The organism is Streptomyces sp. NPDC060031, from assembly GCF_042736805.1.
GTDB lineage: Bacteria > Actinomycetota > Actinomycetes > Streptomycetales > Streptomycetaceae > Streptomyces.
Window position 1 is genome coordinate 24322 of sequence record NZ_JBHWVM010000028.1, and the last position, 17043, is coordinate 41364.

Annotated in this window: 7 protein-coding genes; 3 read left to right on the forward strand and 4 right to left on the reverse strand. The window is 75.7% G+C overall.

Annotated features, from left to right (window positions below; all coding sequences use genetic code 11):
- Window positions 1–7 precede the first annotated feature (7 nt).
- The 3 genes from ACFWB8_RS15380 to ACFWB8_RS15390 are packed head-to-tail and all read right to left on the reverse strand — an operon-like array spanning window position 8 to window position 11814.
- Window positions 8–361, reverse strand: coding sequence for an acyl carrier protein (locus ACFWB8_RS15380; RefSeq protein WP_385226134.1), 354 nt, complete (start codon window positions 359–361; stop codon window positions 8–10).
- On the reverse strand, window positions 351–4907 hold the full coding sequence (locus ACFWB8_RS15385) for a beta-ketoacyl synthase N-terminal-like domain-containing protein (protein ID WP_385226136.1): 4557 nt from the start codon (window positions 4905–4907) through the stop codon (window positions 351–353). Before ACFWB8_RS15385 ends, ACFWB8_RS15380 begins: the two co-directional genes overlap by 11 nt.
- Window positions 4900–11814, reverse strand: a complete 6915-nt coding sequence (locus ACFWB8_RS15390; RefSeq protein WP_385226138.1) for an SDR family NAD(P)-dependent oxidoreductase — start codon at window positions 11812–11814, stop codon at window positions 4900–4902. Before ACFWB8_RS15390 ends, ACFWB8_RS15385 begins: the two co-directional genes overlap by 8 nt.
- A 473-nt stretch (window positions 11815–12287) precedes the next feature.
- On the opposite strand from ACFWB8_RS15390, the gene ACFWB8_RS15395 reads away from it, so the two are divergent.
- The 3 genes from ACFWB8_RS15395 to ACFWB8_RS15405 all read left to right on the forward strand — a co-directional run bounded on the left by ACFWB8_RS15395 (window position 12288) and on the right by ACFWB8_RS15405 (window position 15905).
- Entirely contained in the window at window positions 12288–13181 is an 894-nt protein-coding gene (locus ACFWB8_RS15395) for a LysR family transcriptional regulator (RefSeq protein WP_385226140.1), read from the forward strand.
- Between the two features lie 142 nt (window positions 13182–13323).
- On the forward strand, window positions 13324–14559 hold the full coding sequence (locus ACFWB8_RS15400; protein WP_385226142.1) for a putative Ig domain-containing protein: 1236 nt from the start codon (window positions 13324–13326) through the stop codon (window positions 14557–14559).
- An 86-nt stretch (window positions 14560–14645) separates the two neighbouring features.
- Window positions 14646–15905 (forward strand): cytochrome P450, encoded by a 1260-nt coding sequence (locus ACFWB8_RS15405; RefSeq protein ID WP_385226144.1) that lies wholly within the window; start codon window positions 14646–14648, stop codon window positions 15903–15905.
- A gap of 12 nt (window positions 15906–15917) precedes the next feature.
- On the opposite strand, the gene ACFWB8_RS15410 is transcribed toward ACFWB8_RS15405, so the two are convergent.
- Window positions 15918–17024: an alpha/beta hydrolase gene (locus tag ACFWB8_RS15410; protein WP_385226146.1), complete on the reverse strand. Its 1107-nt coding sequence runs from the start codon at window positions 17022–17024 to the stop codon at window positions 15918–15920.
- Between the last annotated feature and the right edge of the window lie 19 nt (window positions 17025–17043).

The following is a 17043-nucleotide window of genomic DNA, read 5'->3' on the forward strand; positions in this document are numbered from 1 at the left end:
GGCGGGCTCAGCCGGCCAGGGCGGTCGTCGGGGCCGGGGCGGTGGTCCCGGCCGGGGGAGCTGCCGGGTTCGCGGCGCGGGTCAGGGAGGCGTGGGTGATCCGGCCGATGTGCGTGACGAGCTCGCCGACCGACATCGCGAGGATGCCGTCCATGTCCTTCTCGGAGAGGAAGCCCATCAGGTCCACACCGGCGCCGTAGCGGTGGTGCAGCAACTCGGCGAGAGCGACGAACTCGATGCTCTCCAGGGCGAGATCCTCGTTGAAGGTGGTCTTCATCGTGACCTCCTCCGAGAGGAGGAACTCGTCGCCGACGATCTCCACGAGCATGCCGGTGATCTCGGCGAGGATGTCAGTGGCCATGGCGGGTCTCCGTGAGGGGGAAGGGGACGGGGGCGGGCGAAGCCGGCAGGGAAGTCCAGGCGATGACGTGGCCGTCGGGCACCACGGTGGTGCGCACGGGATGCGGGTGACCGCCCGGGGACAGCACCCGAAGACCGCCGGAGCCCGGGTCGTCGGTGACCGTCCAGTCGCGCGGGCGGCCACCGAGGCCGGCGCCCTGCGACTTGGCGGCGGCCTCCTTGGCGCACCAGAGCATGGTGAGGGCGGCCGGAAGATCCGTACCCCCGCGGTCCGCCAGGGCCTCGGCGAGGCGCAGTTCGTGCGCGGTGAGGGCGATCCGGATCAGCGCGTCGGGGTCACCCGTCACCGTCTCCACGTCGATGCCGACCGGGTGGGTGCGGTGGGCGAGCGCGACGGCGAGCCGGTCCTTGTGGGCGATGGACAGCCGCAGCCCGCGGGCGAGCGGGCCCTCGGCGAGCGGCCGCCCGGCCGCGTCGTTGCCGACCGGCACCTCGGCCGGGAACACGGGCCCCGATCCGCCGTCCCACAGCAGGTGGCGCACCGCGTCCTTGGCCGCGATCCGGCCCAGCAGCCAGGGCGCCCGCGCGCGGGGGGACAGCGCCTCGTACACCGTGCGTTCGGCGGCGCCGAGGTAGCGGCGCATCACCAGTTCCTGCGAGGCGGGGTCGGTCCACCGGCGCCGGGCCAGGCACCAGCCGGCGGCCTGCGGTTCGCCGATCCCGCACACCTCCGGGGTGAACTTCATCGGCCAGACCCGCTCGTCGGCGCCGAAGCGGCGGTACGCCCATCCGTCGATCCGGGCCCAGAGCCGCCCGGCGGGGTCCAGCAGGTCGAGGTCGCCCCGTACGGTGACGTCGCGGACCTCGCGGATCCGGGCGGTCGCCTCGACCAGGGAGTGCGGGGCGGGCGGGGGCCCGTAGAAGCGGATCCGGTCGACGGTGGCGGGGAACACGAGCCGGTCGACGGGAAGCCGGAGCTGCATCCAGTGCCCGAAGAGCTGCCCGGCGGCGTCCAGCAGCGCACCGGGGTCGGGCAGCGCCCGCAGGACCCCGCGGATGCCGTCGTCGCCTACGGCCCTGACCTCGTGGACCCCGGCGAAGCGGGGGCCGTGGAACATCCACCGGTCGCGGTAGAGCCCCGCGGCGCTCACGGGAGCCGGGCGCGGATCCCGGATCGGTGTGGTGTCCGGGGCGGGGGGCCGGCCGTAGCGCTCGCCGAGCAGGACGACGACGGTGGCGTACGCGCCCAGGGCGACGCGGATCCGGCCGGGGCCGTCGGGGCGGGTGGCGACCTCGATGTCGACGGCGGGCTCGACGGGGAGCCAGCGCAGGGCCCGTACGTCGTCGTAGCCCACGACGGCCGCGCCGGGCGGGGCGGCGCGCAGGGCGGCCTCGGCGGCGAGCTCCAGCATGGTGGTCATCGGCACGACCGGGAAACGGTCGGAGTCCTCGGGCCAGCCGTCGGGCTGGAGGTAGACGCAGTGGTCGCGGACGTAGGGGAGCGTGCCGAGCGAGAGCCGCAGGATGTGTTTCCCCGTGGCCCCTCCCGAACCGCCGGAGCCCGGACCCGCCGCAGCCCCGGCCGACGGCACGGGGCCCGGCCCCGCCGGAGCCGGCGGGTACACGGCCGACCAGGCCTCGGTGACGTGCCGGGCGGCCGAGCGGGTGTCGGCGAGGACCGTGTCCAGGGCGGACAGCAGCACCGGCCGGCCGGACACCGCCGGCGCGGGCGGGGGCGTCGGCACCAGGTCGCCGAGCGCGGCCCGCGCGGCCTCGCCGAGCCGCACCAGCGGCGAGCCGAGGTCCAGCGGCACGGTCCGCCCCGGCCGGACGCCGCTCAGCGCGGGGCGTGCGCCGGGCGGGGCGGTCTCGGCGGCCGGGGTGGCCGCGGGCGGTGCCAGGCGGGACCAGTCGGGTGCGTGACCCTCGGTCCACAGGGCCGCGCAGGTGCGGCGGAGGGCCGCCAGGCCCGGCAGGCGCGGGGAGGCGGTCGGCACCGAAAGGTGGGGGCGCTCGCGCAGGGTGTCCTCGACGAAGCCCGGCAGACTGCCCGGGCCGAGCGTCACGAAGCTCCGCACGCCCTCCTCCTCGTACATCCGCAGCGTCAACTCCCGGAAGCGCACGGGCTCCAGGAGGTGGCGCTCCACCAACTCCCGCACCTCCGCAGGGGCGGACGGGAAGGGCGCGCACGTCGTCGCCGACCACACCGGGAGGGCGGGCGGCCGCATCGGCAGTCGGGCGAAGGCGGCCCGGACCTGCCCCAGGTACGGCTCCCACATCGGTGTGTGGAAACCCGAGCGGAACGGGAGCTCCTGGCCCAGCACCCCGTCCGCGCGCAGCCGCTCCAGGACCTCGGACACCCCGGCGGGGTCACCGCAGACCACCGACTGGTGGGGGCAGTTGTCATGGCTGACCACCACCCCGTCGACCCCGTGCACCGCGGCCTCGGCCCGCCGCGCCCCGCAGCCGAGCGCCGCGTACACCAGGTCCGGGACCTTCAGCGATCCCGGCCGCAGCGAGGCGAGGAACGCGCCGGCGGCGTCCGGCGGGTACATCCCGCCCGCGACCATCGCCGCCCACTCGCCCAGGCTGTGACCCGCCAGCACATCGGCCTCGATGCCCAGCTCCGGCAGGACCCGCGCGAAGAACCGGCCCGTCGCGATGGCGTCCAGGGCACGTTCCATCAGCTCGCCGCCCCGGCTCAGCCGCGGCCGGTCCAGGCCGAGCCGGTCCGCCACGTCGTCGAGCACCGGCGTGAACTCCGGTTCCAGGCCTGGGAAGAGGAACGCGACCCGCCCGCCCAGCGGCTCCGGCGTGAACCACACGTCCCCGCGCCCGCGCCAGGACCGGCCCCGCGCCACCACCTTCGCGGCCAGTGCCAGCCGCTGCGGAGTCGGCCCGACCACCGCGAGCCGGCACGGACCCTGCCCGGCGGACACCCCGTCCGCGAGCAGCGCCGCCAACTCCGCCGGGCCGTGCGCCGCCAGCAGGAGTACGTCGTCCCGCGCGGCCGCGTCGACCGGCGGGGCATCCGCCAGGGGCAGGAACCGCCGCACCCGGGCCGGGGCCGGGGCGGGGGCCGCCGGGGCGGGGCGTGACGCGGACCCCGGCGCCTCCTCCAGCACCACGTGCGCGTTGATCCCGCCGAACCCGAACGCGTTCACCCCCGCCCGGCGCGGCTCGGGGCCGCGCTCCCACGGCTCGGCCGACGTCACCGGCCGCATCCGGGTCCGCGCCAGGTCCGGGTGCGGTTCCTCCAGGTGCAGCGTCGGCGGCAGGATCCCCTCGTGCACCGCGAGCACGGCCTTGATGAGCCCGGCCATGCCGGAGGCCTGCATGGTGTGTCCGAGCATCGACTTCACGGAGCCGAAGCCGACCCCCTGCCCGGAGCCGTCCGGCGGCCCGAACACCTGTGCCAGCGTGTCGAGTTCGGCCGCGTCGCCCACCGGCGTGCCGGTGCCGTGCGCCTCCAGGAGCCCCAGCGCCCCGGCCGCCCGGGGGTCCAGGCCGGCCTCCCGCCAGGCCCGCTCCAGAGCCCGCACCTGGCCCGCGACCAGGGGGCTCATCAGGCTTGCGGCCCGTCCGTCTCCCGCCACACCGGTGCCGCGGACGACGGCGTAGATCCGGTCGCCGTCGCGCTGCGCGTCCGCGAGCCGCTTCAGCAGCACCACCCCGGTGCCCTCCGACAGCAGCGTGCCGTCGGCCCGCCGGTCGAAGGGCCGGATCCGCTCGCTCGGGCTCAGTGCCCGCAGCTGCGTGAACACGCTCCACAGCGTGGCGATGTGGCAGTGGTGCACCGCCCCCGCCACCACCACGTCACAGCGCCCGCCGGCCAGCAGCCCCACCGCCTGGTCCACGGCCAGCAGCGAGGAGGCGCACGCCGCGTCGAGGGTGTAGGCGGGGCCGCGGAAGTCCAGCCGGTTCGCCGTCCGCGCGGCCGTGAAGCTCGGCACCAGGCCGATCGAGGCGTCGGGGCGTTCGGGCCCCAGCGCTTCCTGGAAGGCCGAGCGCACCGCCGCGATCCGGTGCTCGCCCAGCTCGGGGGCCAGTTCGCGCAAGGTCTGCGCCAACTGGTGTGCGGTACGCACCCGTTGGTCGAGCCGGGCCGTGGCCACCCCCATGAACCCGCCGCGCCCCAGCACCACCCCGATCCGGGAGCGGTCGGCCGGCAGCCGGTCCTCGCCGCCCGCGTCGGCGATGGCCTCGGCGGTCGCGTGCAGGGCGAGCATCTGGTCCGGTTCGGCGCCCTCCACGGCGGCCGGCATGATCCCGAACCGGGTCGGGTCGAAGGCGGCCAGGCCGTCGACGAAGCCGCCGCGCCGGCAGTAGAACCGGTCACCGGCCGGCGAGCCCGTGGCGGCGGCCGGGTCGTAGTACACCTCCGGATCCCAACGCCCGGGCGGCACCTCGCCGATGCAGTCCGTACCGGCGAGCAGGTTGCGGCGGTACGCCGCCAGGTCGCCGGCCCCGGGGAACACCGCCCCCATCCCGACGATCGCCGCGTCGGTCGGCCGGGGCCCGCGCGCCCGCTGCCGTCGCTCACTCATCGCCGCGGCCCTCCTGCGCCATCAGGACCACCTGTACGTCGGCCCCGTGCGCGAGCTCGGCGAGGAACGCGGCGGTGCCCGCCTCGGGGGTGATGAGCGGGATACCGCGCTGCGCGTACGCCCGCTCCAGCTCGGGGGTGACCATCCCGCCCGCCTCGGCGGCCCACGGGCCCCAGTCGACGCAGAGCACCCGGCCGGGGAAGGTTTCGGACCAGGCCAGGGCGAGCGTGTCGAGGGCGTCGTTGGCGGCGGCGTAGTCCGTCTGGCCGCGGTTGCCGTACACGCCGGCGACACTGCCGAACAGCACGAGGAACCGGGGTGCGGGGCAGGCGCCGTGCTCGGCGGCCGCGGCCGCGAGGTGCCGGGCGCCGGCCACCTTGGTGGTGAACACCTCGGCGAACGCCGCCGGTTGCTTGTCGCACAGCAGCCCGTCGCGCAGGGTGCCGGCCCCGTGCACGATGCCGTCCAGCCGGCCGTGCCGGGCCCGTACGCCGGCCACCACGGCCCGTACGGCCTGCTCGTCGGTGACGTCCGCGCAGTGGTAGCGGACGGAGGCCGCCACCTCGGCGAGGGCGGCCAGGTTGGCCCGTACCTCGCGCTCGGCGAGGATCCGCGAAGCCGCGGCCTCGATCTCGGCGGGGGTGCGCAGGCCCGCCCCGATCAGGGCGGCGCGCAGGGCGACCCGGTCGTGCGCCTGCCCGAACTCATCGGCCTCGGCGGGTGGTTCGGGCGTGCGCCCGATCAGCTCGACGTGGCAGCCGGTGGCGCGGGCCAGCGCGAGGGCGCCGCGGGCGGTGATCCCGCGGGCGCCGCCCGTGAGCAGCACCACGGAGCCGGGCTCCAGGAGCGCAGCCGCGGCAGCCGGGTCCGTGGTGGACGCGTCCGCGGCGGACAGGGGAGCGGGTACCGCGCGGCGGCAGACCCGTACCCCCTCGGCGGTGTACCCGACGGAGGCGGGCCCGTCGGCCGTCCCGGCGAGCTCGGCGAGGAGCTGTGCGGCGACCTGCTCGGGGGCCTCCTTGGGGTGGACGGCCACGGCGCGGACCAGTGTGCCGGGGAACTCGATGGCCGCGCTGCGGGCGAAGCCGTGCAGACCGGCCCCGGCGCTGCCGGGCCCGGTGACGAGCAGCAGGCGGCCCACCCCGCCGGTGAGGGCGCGCTGGAGCCCGGAGAACGCCCCGGGCAGTACGGGTTCGGCGGCGGCCGGCCCGGTGCGCAGCGCGGAGAGGTCGACGAGCCCGTGGTCTCCGGGCTCCGCCGCCGCCAGCAGGCGCACCTCGGCCCCGCGCTCCCGCAGGGCCGCGGCCAGGGCGGCGGCCAGGCCCTGCCCGTCCTCGACCACTGCGATCCGCAGGCCGCCCAGCACGTCCGGGTGGCCGGCGGCGGCCTCGACGGGCACCGTGTCCACCCGCAGCCGGGCGACCGGGACCGGTTCCGGTGCCGGGGTCATCGCAGCCGGCTTCCCGGCCGTCGGGCCCGGTGCCGAGGCAGGAGCCTGCTCCGACACCGGCTCCGGCTCCGACTCCGTGGTGTGGGAGGTGATCCAGCCGACGATCCCGCGCAGGGTCTTGATCCGCGACAGCTCCTCGACCGCGGTCGAGGCGGAGCCGCCGGGGTCCTGGGGGAGTCCGATGCGGTCGGCGAGGGCGCCGATGATCTCGACCCGCTTGATGGAGTCGATGGACAGGTCCGCCTCCAGGTCGAGCTCGGGGCCGAGCATGTCCCGCGGGTAACCGGTCCGGGTGTGCACGATCTCCAGGACCACCTCCATGACCTCCTCGGGAGACCGGGCGGCCGCGCCGGAGCGCGCCGGCTGCGGTTCGTCGGGCCGGGCCGGAGCCGGACTGCCGGCCGCGGGCCACGGGCCGGCCCCGGCGGCGCCCGTGCCGGTGCCGGTGCCGGTGCCCGTGCTCGTCGCGGCTGCCAGTCCGCCGGCCGAGTCCGGCCCGAGGGCCGGGCTCCGGGCACCCGCGGGCGTGCCCAGGTAACCCAGCAGCACGTCCCGTTGGGCCTCGACCAGCTCCCGGGTCCCGCGCAGGTACTCCAGCAGCGCCTCCTCGCGGCGGTCCGCTGCCGGGGCCGCAGCCGCCGGGGGCACGCGGCGGGCCGGACGCAGGCCGCCGGCGACCGGGGCGCCGTCCGCGGTGCGGACCAGGTGGCCGTCCACCAGCCAGCCCGGGCGCCGCGGAGCCCGCTCGGGGAGCGGGGTGCACCGGCCGCGGAACAGCGGCTCGGGGTCCACCGGGACGCCCGCCGCCGCGAGTTCCGCCAGCGCCGTCACCAGCCGCCGCAGCCCCGGCTCGCCCGGTACGTCCAGCGGGACCACCGTGTGCGGGCGCCCGCCGAGGACGCGGCCCACCAGCCCCGACAGGACCCGCCCGGGGCCGGCTTCCACGAAGGTCCGCACCCCGGCCGCGTACATGGCCTCCACCTGTTCCACGAAGCGGACCGGCGAGGCCACCTGCCGGGCCACGAGGTCCCGTACCGCCTCGGGCCCGGCAGGGTAGGGACCGGCCGTGGTGTTCGACCAGACCGGGACGGTGGCGGCGGACAGCGCGGTACCGGCCAGCTCGGCGGCCAGGTCCACGGCCGCGCCGGCCACCACCGGACTGTGGAACGCACAGGCCACCGGCAGGAGTTCCGCTGACCGTCCCGCCACGCGCAGCGCGTCCACCGCCGCCGAGACCGCCGTCGTGGGTCCCGAGATCACGCACTGCCGCGGTGCGTTGTGGTTCGCCACCACGCACCCGGCCCGCTCCGCGAGCTCGCGCACCTCCTCGGGCGCGGCCGCCACCGCCGCCATCGCGCCCGGGTCCTCCCCGGCGGCCGCCAGGATCGCCTCGGCCCGGCGCCCGCTCAGCCGCAGCAGGTCCGCCGTGCCGTACACCCCGGCCGCCCACAGCGCGGTCAGCTCCCCGTACGAGTGCCCGGCCACGCAGTGCGGCCGTACGCCGAGCCCCGCGAGCAGCCGGTACGCCGCGACCCCCGCCAGCCCGAGCGCGGGCTGCGCCACCCGGGTGTCGGTGACCGCGGCCCGCTGCTCCGCCCGGGCCCGCGCGGTGAACGCCGCCGGGGGGAACACCGCCGAGACCACCGCATCCGGGGCGTCGTCGAGCTGCTCGCGCAGGGCCGGGAACGCGGCGTACAACTCCGCCAGCATCCCCACGCGTTGACTGCCCTGCCCGGGGAACAGGAACGCCACACGGCCCGCATCCGCCCCCTCCTGCGGTACGTGGACCCCCGCGCCCGCCGCGAACGCCCGGGCCCGCTCCAGCCGGCCCGCCAGCTCGTCCAGGTCGGCCGCGACGACCGCGACCTGTACCGGGGCCCGGCTGCCGTCCGCCCGTACCCCGCCGGTGGCGCGGGAGACCTCCGCCGCGAGATCGCGCAGCGCCCACGGCCGCCCGGCCGCGTCGTTCTCCTCCAGCCGCGCCGCGAGCCGCGCCATCGCCCGGCCCGCCGCGCGCCGGTCCTCGCCGCGGAAGCAGAACAGCTCGGCGGGCCACTCCTCGTGTCCGTGCGCGGGCTCGGCCGCGCCGGAGTAACCGGCCAGCACCGCGTGGTAGTTGGTGCCGCCGAAGCCGAAGGCGCTCACGCCGGCGATCCGACGCTCCACCGGCGCCGCCCACGGCCGTGCCTCGGTGTCGAAGAAGAAGGGGCTCCGGTCCGCGTCCCACGCCGGGTTCGGCGCGGTGATGTGCAGGGTCGGCGGCCGTACGCCCGCGTGTACCGCCCGGGCCGCCTTGATCAGCCCGGCCAGCCCGGCCGCGCACTTGGTGTGCCCGAGCTGCGATTTCACCGAGCCCAGCGCGCACGATCCGGGCGCGGCCCCTGCGGAGGTGAACAGGTCGTTCAGTACGGCCAGTTCGGTGCTGTCCCCGACCACCGTGCCGGTGCCGTGCGCCTCCACCAGGCCCACCTCGCCCGGCGCGATACCGGCCCGGGCGTAGGCCCGCTCCAGTGCCCGCCGCTGGCCCTCCGGGCGGGGCGCGGTCAGGCCGAGGGAGCGGCCGTCGCTGGCGGCCCCGACCGCCTTGACCACCGCGTAGACCCGGTCTCCGTCCCGCTCCGCGTCCGCGAGGCGCTTGAGCACCAGCGCGCCGACGCCCTCGCCGAGCGCGATCCCGTCGGCGGCCGCGTCGAAGGGCCGGCAGCGGCCGGTCGGCGACAGGGCCCGTACGGAGGCGAACATCAGGTAGTCGTTGATGCCGTTGTGCACGTCCGCGCCCCCGCACAGCACCATGTCGCTGTCCCCGTCGCGCAATTGGCGGCAGGCCAGGTCCAGTGCCGCGAGCGAGGAGGCGCAGGCCGCGTCGACCGTGCAGTTCGCGCCGCCGAGATCGAGGCGGTTGGCGACCCGGCCCGCGATCACATTGGCCAGGACCCCGGGGAAGGAGTCCTCGGTGAGCCGCGGCAGTTGGCCGTCCAGTTCCGGCGGCAGCTCGCCCAGGTAGGCGGGGTGCAGCGCGCGCAGCCCGTACGCGCCCGCCAGCTCGGTGCCGGCCTCCGCGCCGAACACCACCGAGGTCCGCGAGCGGTCGAAGGCGCGCTCCTTGCCGTACCCGGCGTCCGCGAGGGCCCGCGCCGAGATCTCCAGCGCCAGCAGCTGCACCGGCTCGATCCCGGCCAGGGAGGCCGGCGGGATGCCGTGCGCGAGGGCGTCGAAGGGGACCGGGTCCAGGAAGCCGCCCCAGCGGGACGGGGTGCGCTCGCCGGCCCGCGCCGGGTCGGCGTCGTAGTAGAGCGCCGGGTCCCAGCGTTCGGCCGGGACCTCGGTCACCGCGTCCTTGCCGGCCAGGACCGCCGCCCAGTAGGCGGCGAGGTCGGGCGCTCCGGGGTAGGCGCAGGCCATCCCGACGATGGCGACGTCGAGCGGCTCGGCCGCGTCCGCCCGTGCGGCGTCGGCGAAGTCCCGGGACCGCCGCTCCAGCACCGCGGTGGCACCCTCGGTGACCTCGTGGTGCAGCGCGGCGATCGTCGTGACCTCGCTGCGGAGCGTCGCGGCCTGCCCGAGCATGAACAGCCCTTCCGCATACTGCTGTTCCTCGCCAACGGCCTCCAAGCCGGGGGCGTCCGCCGGCGCCGCGCCGGTGGGCCGTGCCCGGCGCAGGCCCTTGCTCGCGATCCGCAGCCGCCCCAGGTTGAGCCGCTCCAGCTCCTCCCACACCGCGCGCGCCTCGGTCCCGTCCCGCGTGAGCCGCCGCCGGGCCGTCTCGAAGGTCTCGGTGTACGGGGTGGCCGCGCAGCGCGTGGCGTGGCCCGGCGCGGTGTGCAGCAGCACGGTGTGCGCGCACTCCACCGCCGCTCGCTGGAAGACCGGCAGCACGGCGCCCGCCGCCACGGCCTCCTCGGTGAACAGGTACGCGGTCCCCATCAGCACCCCGGTCCGCGCTCCCCGCCCGGCCAGCGGGGCCGCGGCCGCCACCGCCATCGCGGCGGACCGGGCGTCGTGGATCCCGCCCGCGAACAGCACGTCCAGCGCGGCCGGTTCGGGGCAGCCGAGCAGCAGCTCGATCTGCTCCTCCCAGAGCGGGAACGAGGCCCGCGGTCCGACGTGTCCGCCGCATTCCAGCCCCTCGAAGACGAACCGCCGGGCGCCCTCGGCGAGGTACCGCTCCAGCAGCCCCGGTGAGGGCACGTGCAGATGGGTCGTGATCCCGGCCGCGTCGAGGGGGGTCGCCTGGGCGGGGGTGCCGCCGGCGATGATCGCGTACGGGGGGCGCACCTCGGCCACGGCCGCCAGCTGCTCCCGGCGCAGCTCGGGCGGGGCGAAGCCGAGGAGGCCGACGCCCCACGGCCGGTCCCCGAGCCGCTCGGCGGTCTCGGTGAGCAGCCGGCGTGCGTCCGGGCCCGCCATCACCGCGAGGGCCAGGTACGGGACCCCGCCTTCGGCGGCCACCGCCTCGGCGAAGGCCGCCTGGTCGCTCACACGGGTCATCGGGCCCTGTGCGACGGGTCGCGGCCGCAGCAGGGGCCGGGCCCGTACCGCCGCCTCCAAGTGCCCCCTCACCGCCGCCCGTACGGCCTGGAGGACGCCTCCTGTGGTCCGGTGGTGCGCCGCGAGCCGGGCCGCCGAGGCCCCGTCCTGCCCGACGGGCAGCAGCTGCGTGCGCAGGTCCCGGGCCCCGAGCAGGGCGGCCGCCGGGCCTTCGGGGTGCGGCAGGTCGGGTCGGGCGAACACGCGGTGCCCGTCGGCCAGTCGGGTCTCGGACCCGTCCATGGACCGCAGGGCCGAGCAGACTTCGTCGGGCAGCTCCGCCACCCCCTCGCTGGTCAGGGCTAGTTGTACGTCGAGCAGGACCCCGGCGGCTCCGCCCGCGACGGCCGCGGCCGCCGTGTGCGGTCCGATGCCTCCGTACGCGAGCACGGGAACTCCGAGCCCCGGTCCGGCCAGCAGTTGCTGGAGCAGCACGAAGGTGGTGGCCGACCCGACGCGGCCCGCCGCCTCGTGGCCCTTGGCGACGACCGCCACCGCCCCGGCGGCCACCGCTGTCCGTGCCTCGGCCGGGCTCACCGTCTCCGCCCACGCCCGGCGCAGCCCGCCCGCGGCCCAGCCGGCCATCCGCTGCGGGGTGTGGTCCGCCGGGTCGGCGAGCAGCACCGTGTCCACCTCCGGCGGCAGCTCGCCGGGCTCCAGCGGGCACCCGACGGGCACCCGCACCCCGTACCTCCGGCGGCCGCCGCCGGGGCCGCCGCCGAGCCGACGGCCCAGCTCCGCGAAGGCCGCGCGTGCGGCGTCGGGGTCCCGCCCGAGGTCCAGCAGCCCCAGCGCCCCGGCCCGCTCGGCGGCGGCCGTGATCCTGGGGTTGGGTTCCCCGAAGGGTGTGAGCGCGACGACGAGATCGCGGGTGGCGGCGGTCTGCGGGGATGCCCCTGACTTCGGGGACGGCTCGGGCTGGGGGGTCACGGGCGCTCCTCATCGAGTGCTGTGTCACATTTCGCAGAACCGGACGCGGTGGTGCGCCCCCGGGGGGATACCGGGGCCGAGCTACGAAGGACGGGACAAACGGGCGACCCGCCAGGAGTGCGGCGCGCTTGAGCAGTGGTCAAATTCCCCGATGTCGGGTTGCATCGTGCGGGGACCGCCGTGCACTGTCAACGGGCATGCGGAGTACGATGCTTCGGATCCGCGGCACGCGCGGCGCACTGCGGACGCACCCCGGGTGGCCCGGTGGCCGGCCCCGGCCGAGCCGGTGGCCTGCGCCGTTCCCCGCCCGGATGGGGGCGCCGGCGCGCGGGGCGGCGTACTCCGGACCGGCCCGGGGACATGCCGCACCGGTATGCCTTGTCGCCCACCGGGTATGAAAGCCTTTGGTGGACCGGACATTTGTTCACCCGACGGCCCTTACAGGTACAGCATGGCGCCGTTACCGTCCGGTCATGACCCCCACGCTCGCGCAGCTTCGCTACCTCGTCGCCGTCGCGGACTGCCGTTCCATCACCGGTGCGGCCGCCTCGGTCTTCGTCGCCCAGTCCGCCCTCTCCCGGGCCGTCCAGGCCATGGAACGCGACCTCGGTGTCGAACTCCTCGCCCGCCGGGGAAGGGGGGTGGACCTCACGCCGGAAGGGGCCCGGGTCGTCCGGCTGGCCCGCACCGTCCTCAACGCGGTGGAGGCGATCGACGACATCGGGACCCCGCACGGCGGGGGCGCCCGGGACGTCCTCACCCTCGCCACCACCCCCACCCTGGCCCTCGACCTGGCCGCCGACCTGGTTCCGGGCTTCACCGAACGCCACCCCGGCGTCGACGTGCGGCTCCAGCAGCACGACAGCCGGGAGGTCCTGGTCCGGGAACTGACCGAAGGCAGAGCCGAGTTGGCGCTCGTCGACCTGCCCGTGGACAGCGGGCTCTCCACCCACCACATCCAGGAGCGCGAGGTGGTGCTGATCTCGCCGATCGGCTCGCGGCTCCCCGACCCGGTGCCGTTCCGGATGCTCGACGGACTGCCCATGGTGCTGCCCTGCCCCGGGACCGGCCGGCGCACCGAGATGGAGGCCATGTTCAGCTGCCTGGGCGTGCGCCCCGTACCCACCCTGGAGGTGGACGAGCGGCTCGCCTGGGTGACGGGCGTGACGGACGGCCGCGGTTCCCTGATCTGGTACCGGGACGTGGTGACCAGGGCCTTCGGCAGCCGCGCGGAAATCCGCTCCTTCACCCCGCCGCTGCTGCGCCCGGTGGGGATCGCGCACGCGCGGCGGTCGCTGAGCCGCGCGGCGCGCGCCTTCATCGCGCACGCGCGGCACAACGCCCCCGTACGGGAACCGGCACGCTGACCGGGCGCCGGTGGGCGCCGGCACGGTTGTCCGGGAATCGCCCTTGCGCCCCGGCAGTCATGCCCGCACGGCATTGAACGATGCTCGAACGGCGGCGTGTTGCTCCTGGCGCCATCGACTGATGGCCCATCACATTGTGTGCATGTCCCGACACTTCACAGCCCCACGGGCCGCCGCCCTCGCGACCGCGGCCCTCGCCACCCTGCTGCCGGCGCTCGCCTGGATGGCCAGCGCCACCGCCTCCCCGGCCGGGTCCCCACCCACCGCCGCGAGCGCCCTGGCGCCCGAGAAGAAGTGCACCCTTCCGGGCGGACTGGCCGAACTGAGCGGCATCGCCATGAGCCGCAAACACCCCGGCGTCTTCTACGCCGTCAATGACAGCGGCAACACCAACCAGGTCTTCGCCATCGACTGCAACGGCGCGAACGGACAGCTCAAGTCCACCTTCACCCTCTCCGGCGTCGGCAACACCGACTGGGAGGGCCTCGCGCTCGGCAAGGACGAGGCCGGTGCCCCGGTGATCCTGGTCGGCGACATCGGGGACAACTTCGGCAACCGCGCGGAGATCACCGTGCACAGCTTCCCCGAGCCCGACCAGCTCGCCAACGCCACCGTCACGCCGGACTCGTACCGCTTCACCTACGCCGACGGAAAGCACGACGCCGAGTCCCTGCTCGCCGATCCCGTCACGGGACAGATCTACCTGGCGAGCAAACTGATCGGCGCGGCAGGCCAGTTGTACAAGGCCCCGCTGCCTCCGGTCGCCGGACAGCCGGGCACCCTCACCGCGGTCCGGCCGGGGCCGGTCTTCGCCACCGACGGCGCGTTCTCGCCGTCGGGTGCCTCGTACGCCCTGCGCAGCGGCGGGCCGTTCGGCGCCAACACGGCCTCTGTGTACAGCGCTTCCGGGACCAAGCTCGCCGACGTCGCCCTGCCCGCGCAGTCCCAGGGCGAGACGGTGACGTACGCCGACTGCGCGAACCTGCTGGTCGGCTCGGAGAACGACACCCAGATCTGGCGGGTCCCGCTGCCGCCGGAGGCCACACCGGGATGCGGTACGACGCCGACCCCGACACCCACCCCGACGCCCACACCCACGCCCACCCCGACTCCCGGTGACCTCAAGCTCGCCAACCCCGGCCCCCAGAACTGCAAGTTCAACCAGACCTGCACCGTCCAGCTCACCACCACCGGAGGCAAACCCCCCGTCCACTACACCACCACCGCCCTCCCCTTCGGCCTCACCCTCGACACCACCACCGGCCGCATCACCGGCAAACCCTGGGCCACCGGCACCATCCAGATCACCGCCACCGCGACCGACACCACCACAACCACCTCCACCACCACCTTCCCCCTCACCCTCAACTGGTTCTGACCGCTGCGACCCGGTTTCGAGACGGCGGCGGGGCGCACTTGAACAACCCGTCCTCCAGGCCGCACTGTTGGCCGGAGCACGTCCACATGGTCAGGAGAGCCGGCTTGTCGTCCGATCACGCACCCGCGCATGTCATAGACCCCACCGGCGGCTGCCCGCACGCCCTCAACGCCCGGCTGCGGGCCCAGGGCCCCGTCGCCGAGGTCGTACTCCCCGGCGCTGTGCCCGCCGCGGTCGTCCTGGGGCACGATGCGCTCAAGGAGTTCCTCGCCCTCCCCGATGTGGCCAAGGACGCCCGGCACTTCCCCGCCCTGCACGACGGCACCATCCCCCGGGACTGGCCGCTGCGGGTCTTCGCCAACGCCCAGGGCATGCACACCGCCGACGACGCCGACCACCGGCGCCTGCGCACCCTCGTCGGCAACGCCTTCACCGTCCGCCGGGTGGAGCGGCTGCGCCCGCGCGTCGAGGAGCTGGCCGCCGGGCTGCTGGACGACCTGGCCCGGGCCGCGGCCGAGGCCCCCGACGGCGTCGCGGACCTGCGCACGCACTTCGCGCTCCCCCTCCCGCTGAGCGTGATCTGCGAGCTGCTCGGCGTGGACACCGAGCACCGGGGCCGGCTGCACCACCTGTCCAACACCGTGATCATCGCCACCGACACCACCCCGGCCGAGGCCATGGCCGCCGTACGGGAGCTCGTCGAGCTGATGGGCACGATCGCCGCCGCCCGGCGGGCGGACCCCGGCGACGACCTGACCAGTGCGCTGATCGCCGCGCGCGAGGGCGACGGCGACCGGCTCAGCGAGGCCGAACTCATCGGCACCATGCGGCTGATGCTCGTGGCCGGGCACGAGACCACCCTCAACCTGATCAGCAACGCCGTGCGCGCCCTGTGCACCCACCGGGACCAGCTGGCCCTCGTCCAGGAGGGGAAGGCCACCTGGTCGGACGTGGTCGACGAGACCCTGCGCTGGGACGGCCCGGTCAGCTGGTTCCCCTTCCGCTACCCCACCCGCGACCTGACCGTGGACGGGACCGTGATCCCGCAGGGCACCCCGGTCCTCGCCGGATACACCGCCGCCGGCCGGGACGAGGCCTTCCACGGCCCGGACGCCGACCGCTTCGACCTGACCCGCCCCACCGCGGCCCGCAGCCTCTCCTTCGGCCACGGCGCGCACTACTGCGTCGGCGCCCCGCTCGCTCGCTTGGAGGCCACCGTCGCCCTGGAGCGGCTCTTCACCCGCTTCCCGGACCTCGACCTGGCCGTGGCGGAGAGCGAACTCCCGCGCCAGCGGAGCTTCATCGGCAACAGCGTCGAGGCCCTGCCGGTCCGGCTGGGGACATGACGAGGTGACGAACTAGGGGGCGCCTCCGCCTCCGCCGCCCCCGCCTCCGCCCCCGCCGGGGCTCGGCGGCGAGATCTCCGTACTCAGCCAGCCCAGGGCGTCCGGGTACATCCCGCTCCAGGTCTGGAAGTTGTGGCCGCCCTCGGGCCGTACCAGGGTCTTCACCCGTACGCCGGTCCCCGCCGCGGCCTTGACGAAGGCGTCCAACTGCTGCGGCGGACTGTCCTTGTCCTGCGCGGACGTGGCCAGGAACAGTCCGACGTCCGCCTTCTTCGCGCGGCGGACCAGCCACATCGGGCTGTTGTGCTCGCGCAGGACCGGGTCGGCCAGTACGCCCGGATCCCCGGTCAGGGGATCCGGGTCCAGGGCCACGCCCGCCCGGAAGGCACCCGGGTACTGCAGCGGCAGTTTGGCCGCACAGAAGGCCCCCGTCGATACGCCCATCAGCGCCCAGCCCCTGGGCTCGGGGAGGGTGCGGAAGTTCCTGGTGACCAGGTCCGGCACGTCCTCGGCCAGCCAGTCGGCCAGCTTGCGCTGCGGCGTGTTGGTGCAGTCGGTGTTCACCCCGCCCGGGTAGAGCTCGGGGATCACCACGATGAACGGGAGCGCCGCACCCACCTGCACCAGTCGGTCCAGCGCGCCCGGCATGTTCCCGAGGTCGATCCAGGTCCGCGGCGAGCCCGGGTAGCCGTGCAGCAGCATCAGTACGGGGAAACGGGTCTTCTCCGCGCCCGGCGCGTCGTACTCCGGGGGAGTCCACACGACGACCTGCCCCGCGAGCTTCGAATGGGAACCGCGGAAGTACGTGGTCCGCATGCCGTCGTCGCTCCGGGTGAACCTGGCCCGGCCCATCGGCGGCCCCGTCATCGTGGACGCGTTCTCGCCGGTGGGGGTGCCGAGCAGGTCGTCCCACGAGGAGTACAGCCCGTAACTCCCGTTGATCCAGGTGGCCACCACGCAGATGGCGGTCAGCTGGCACAGCCCGATCATCGCCAGCCGCGCGGTCCAGCGCAGCCAGCCCGGTCCGGGGATCCGGTTCCACAGCAGCAGCGCGGCGAGCATGGCGAGCACGGTGACGACGATCAGCGTGACGAGGAACGACGTACTGGTCAGCTCCACTGCGCCGGCTCCTGACGTA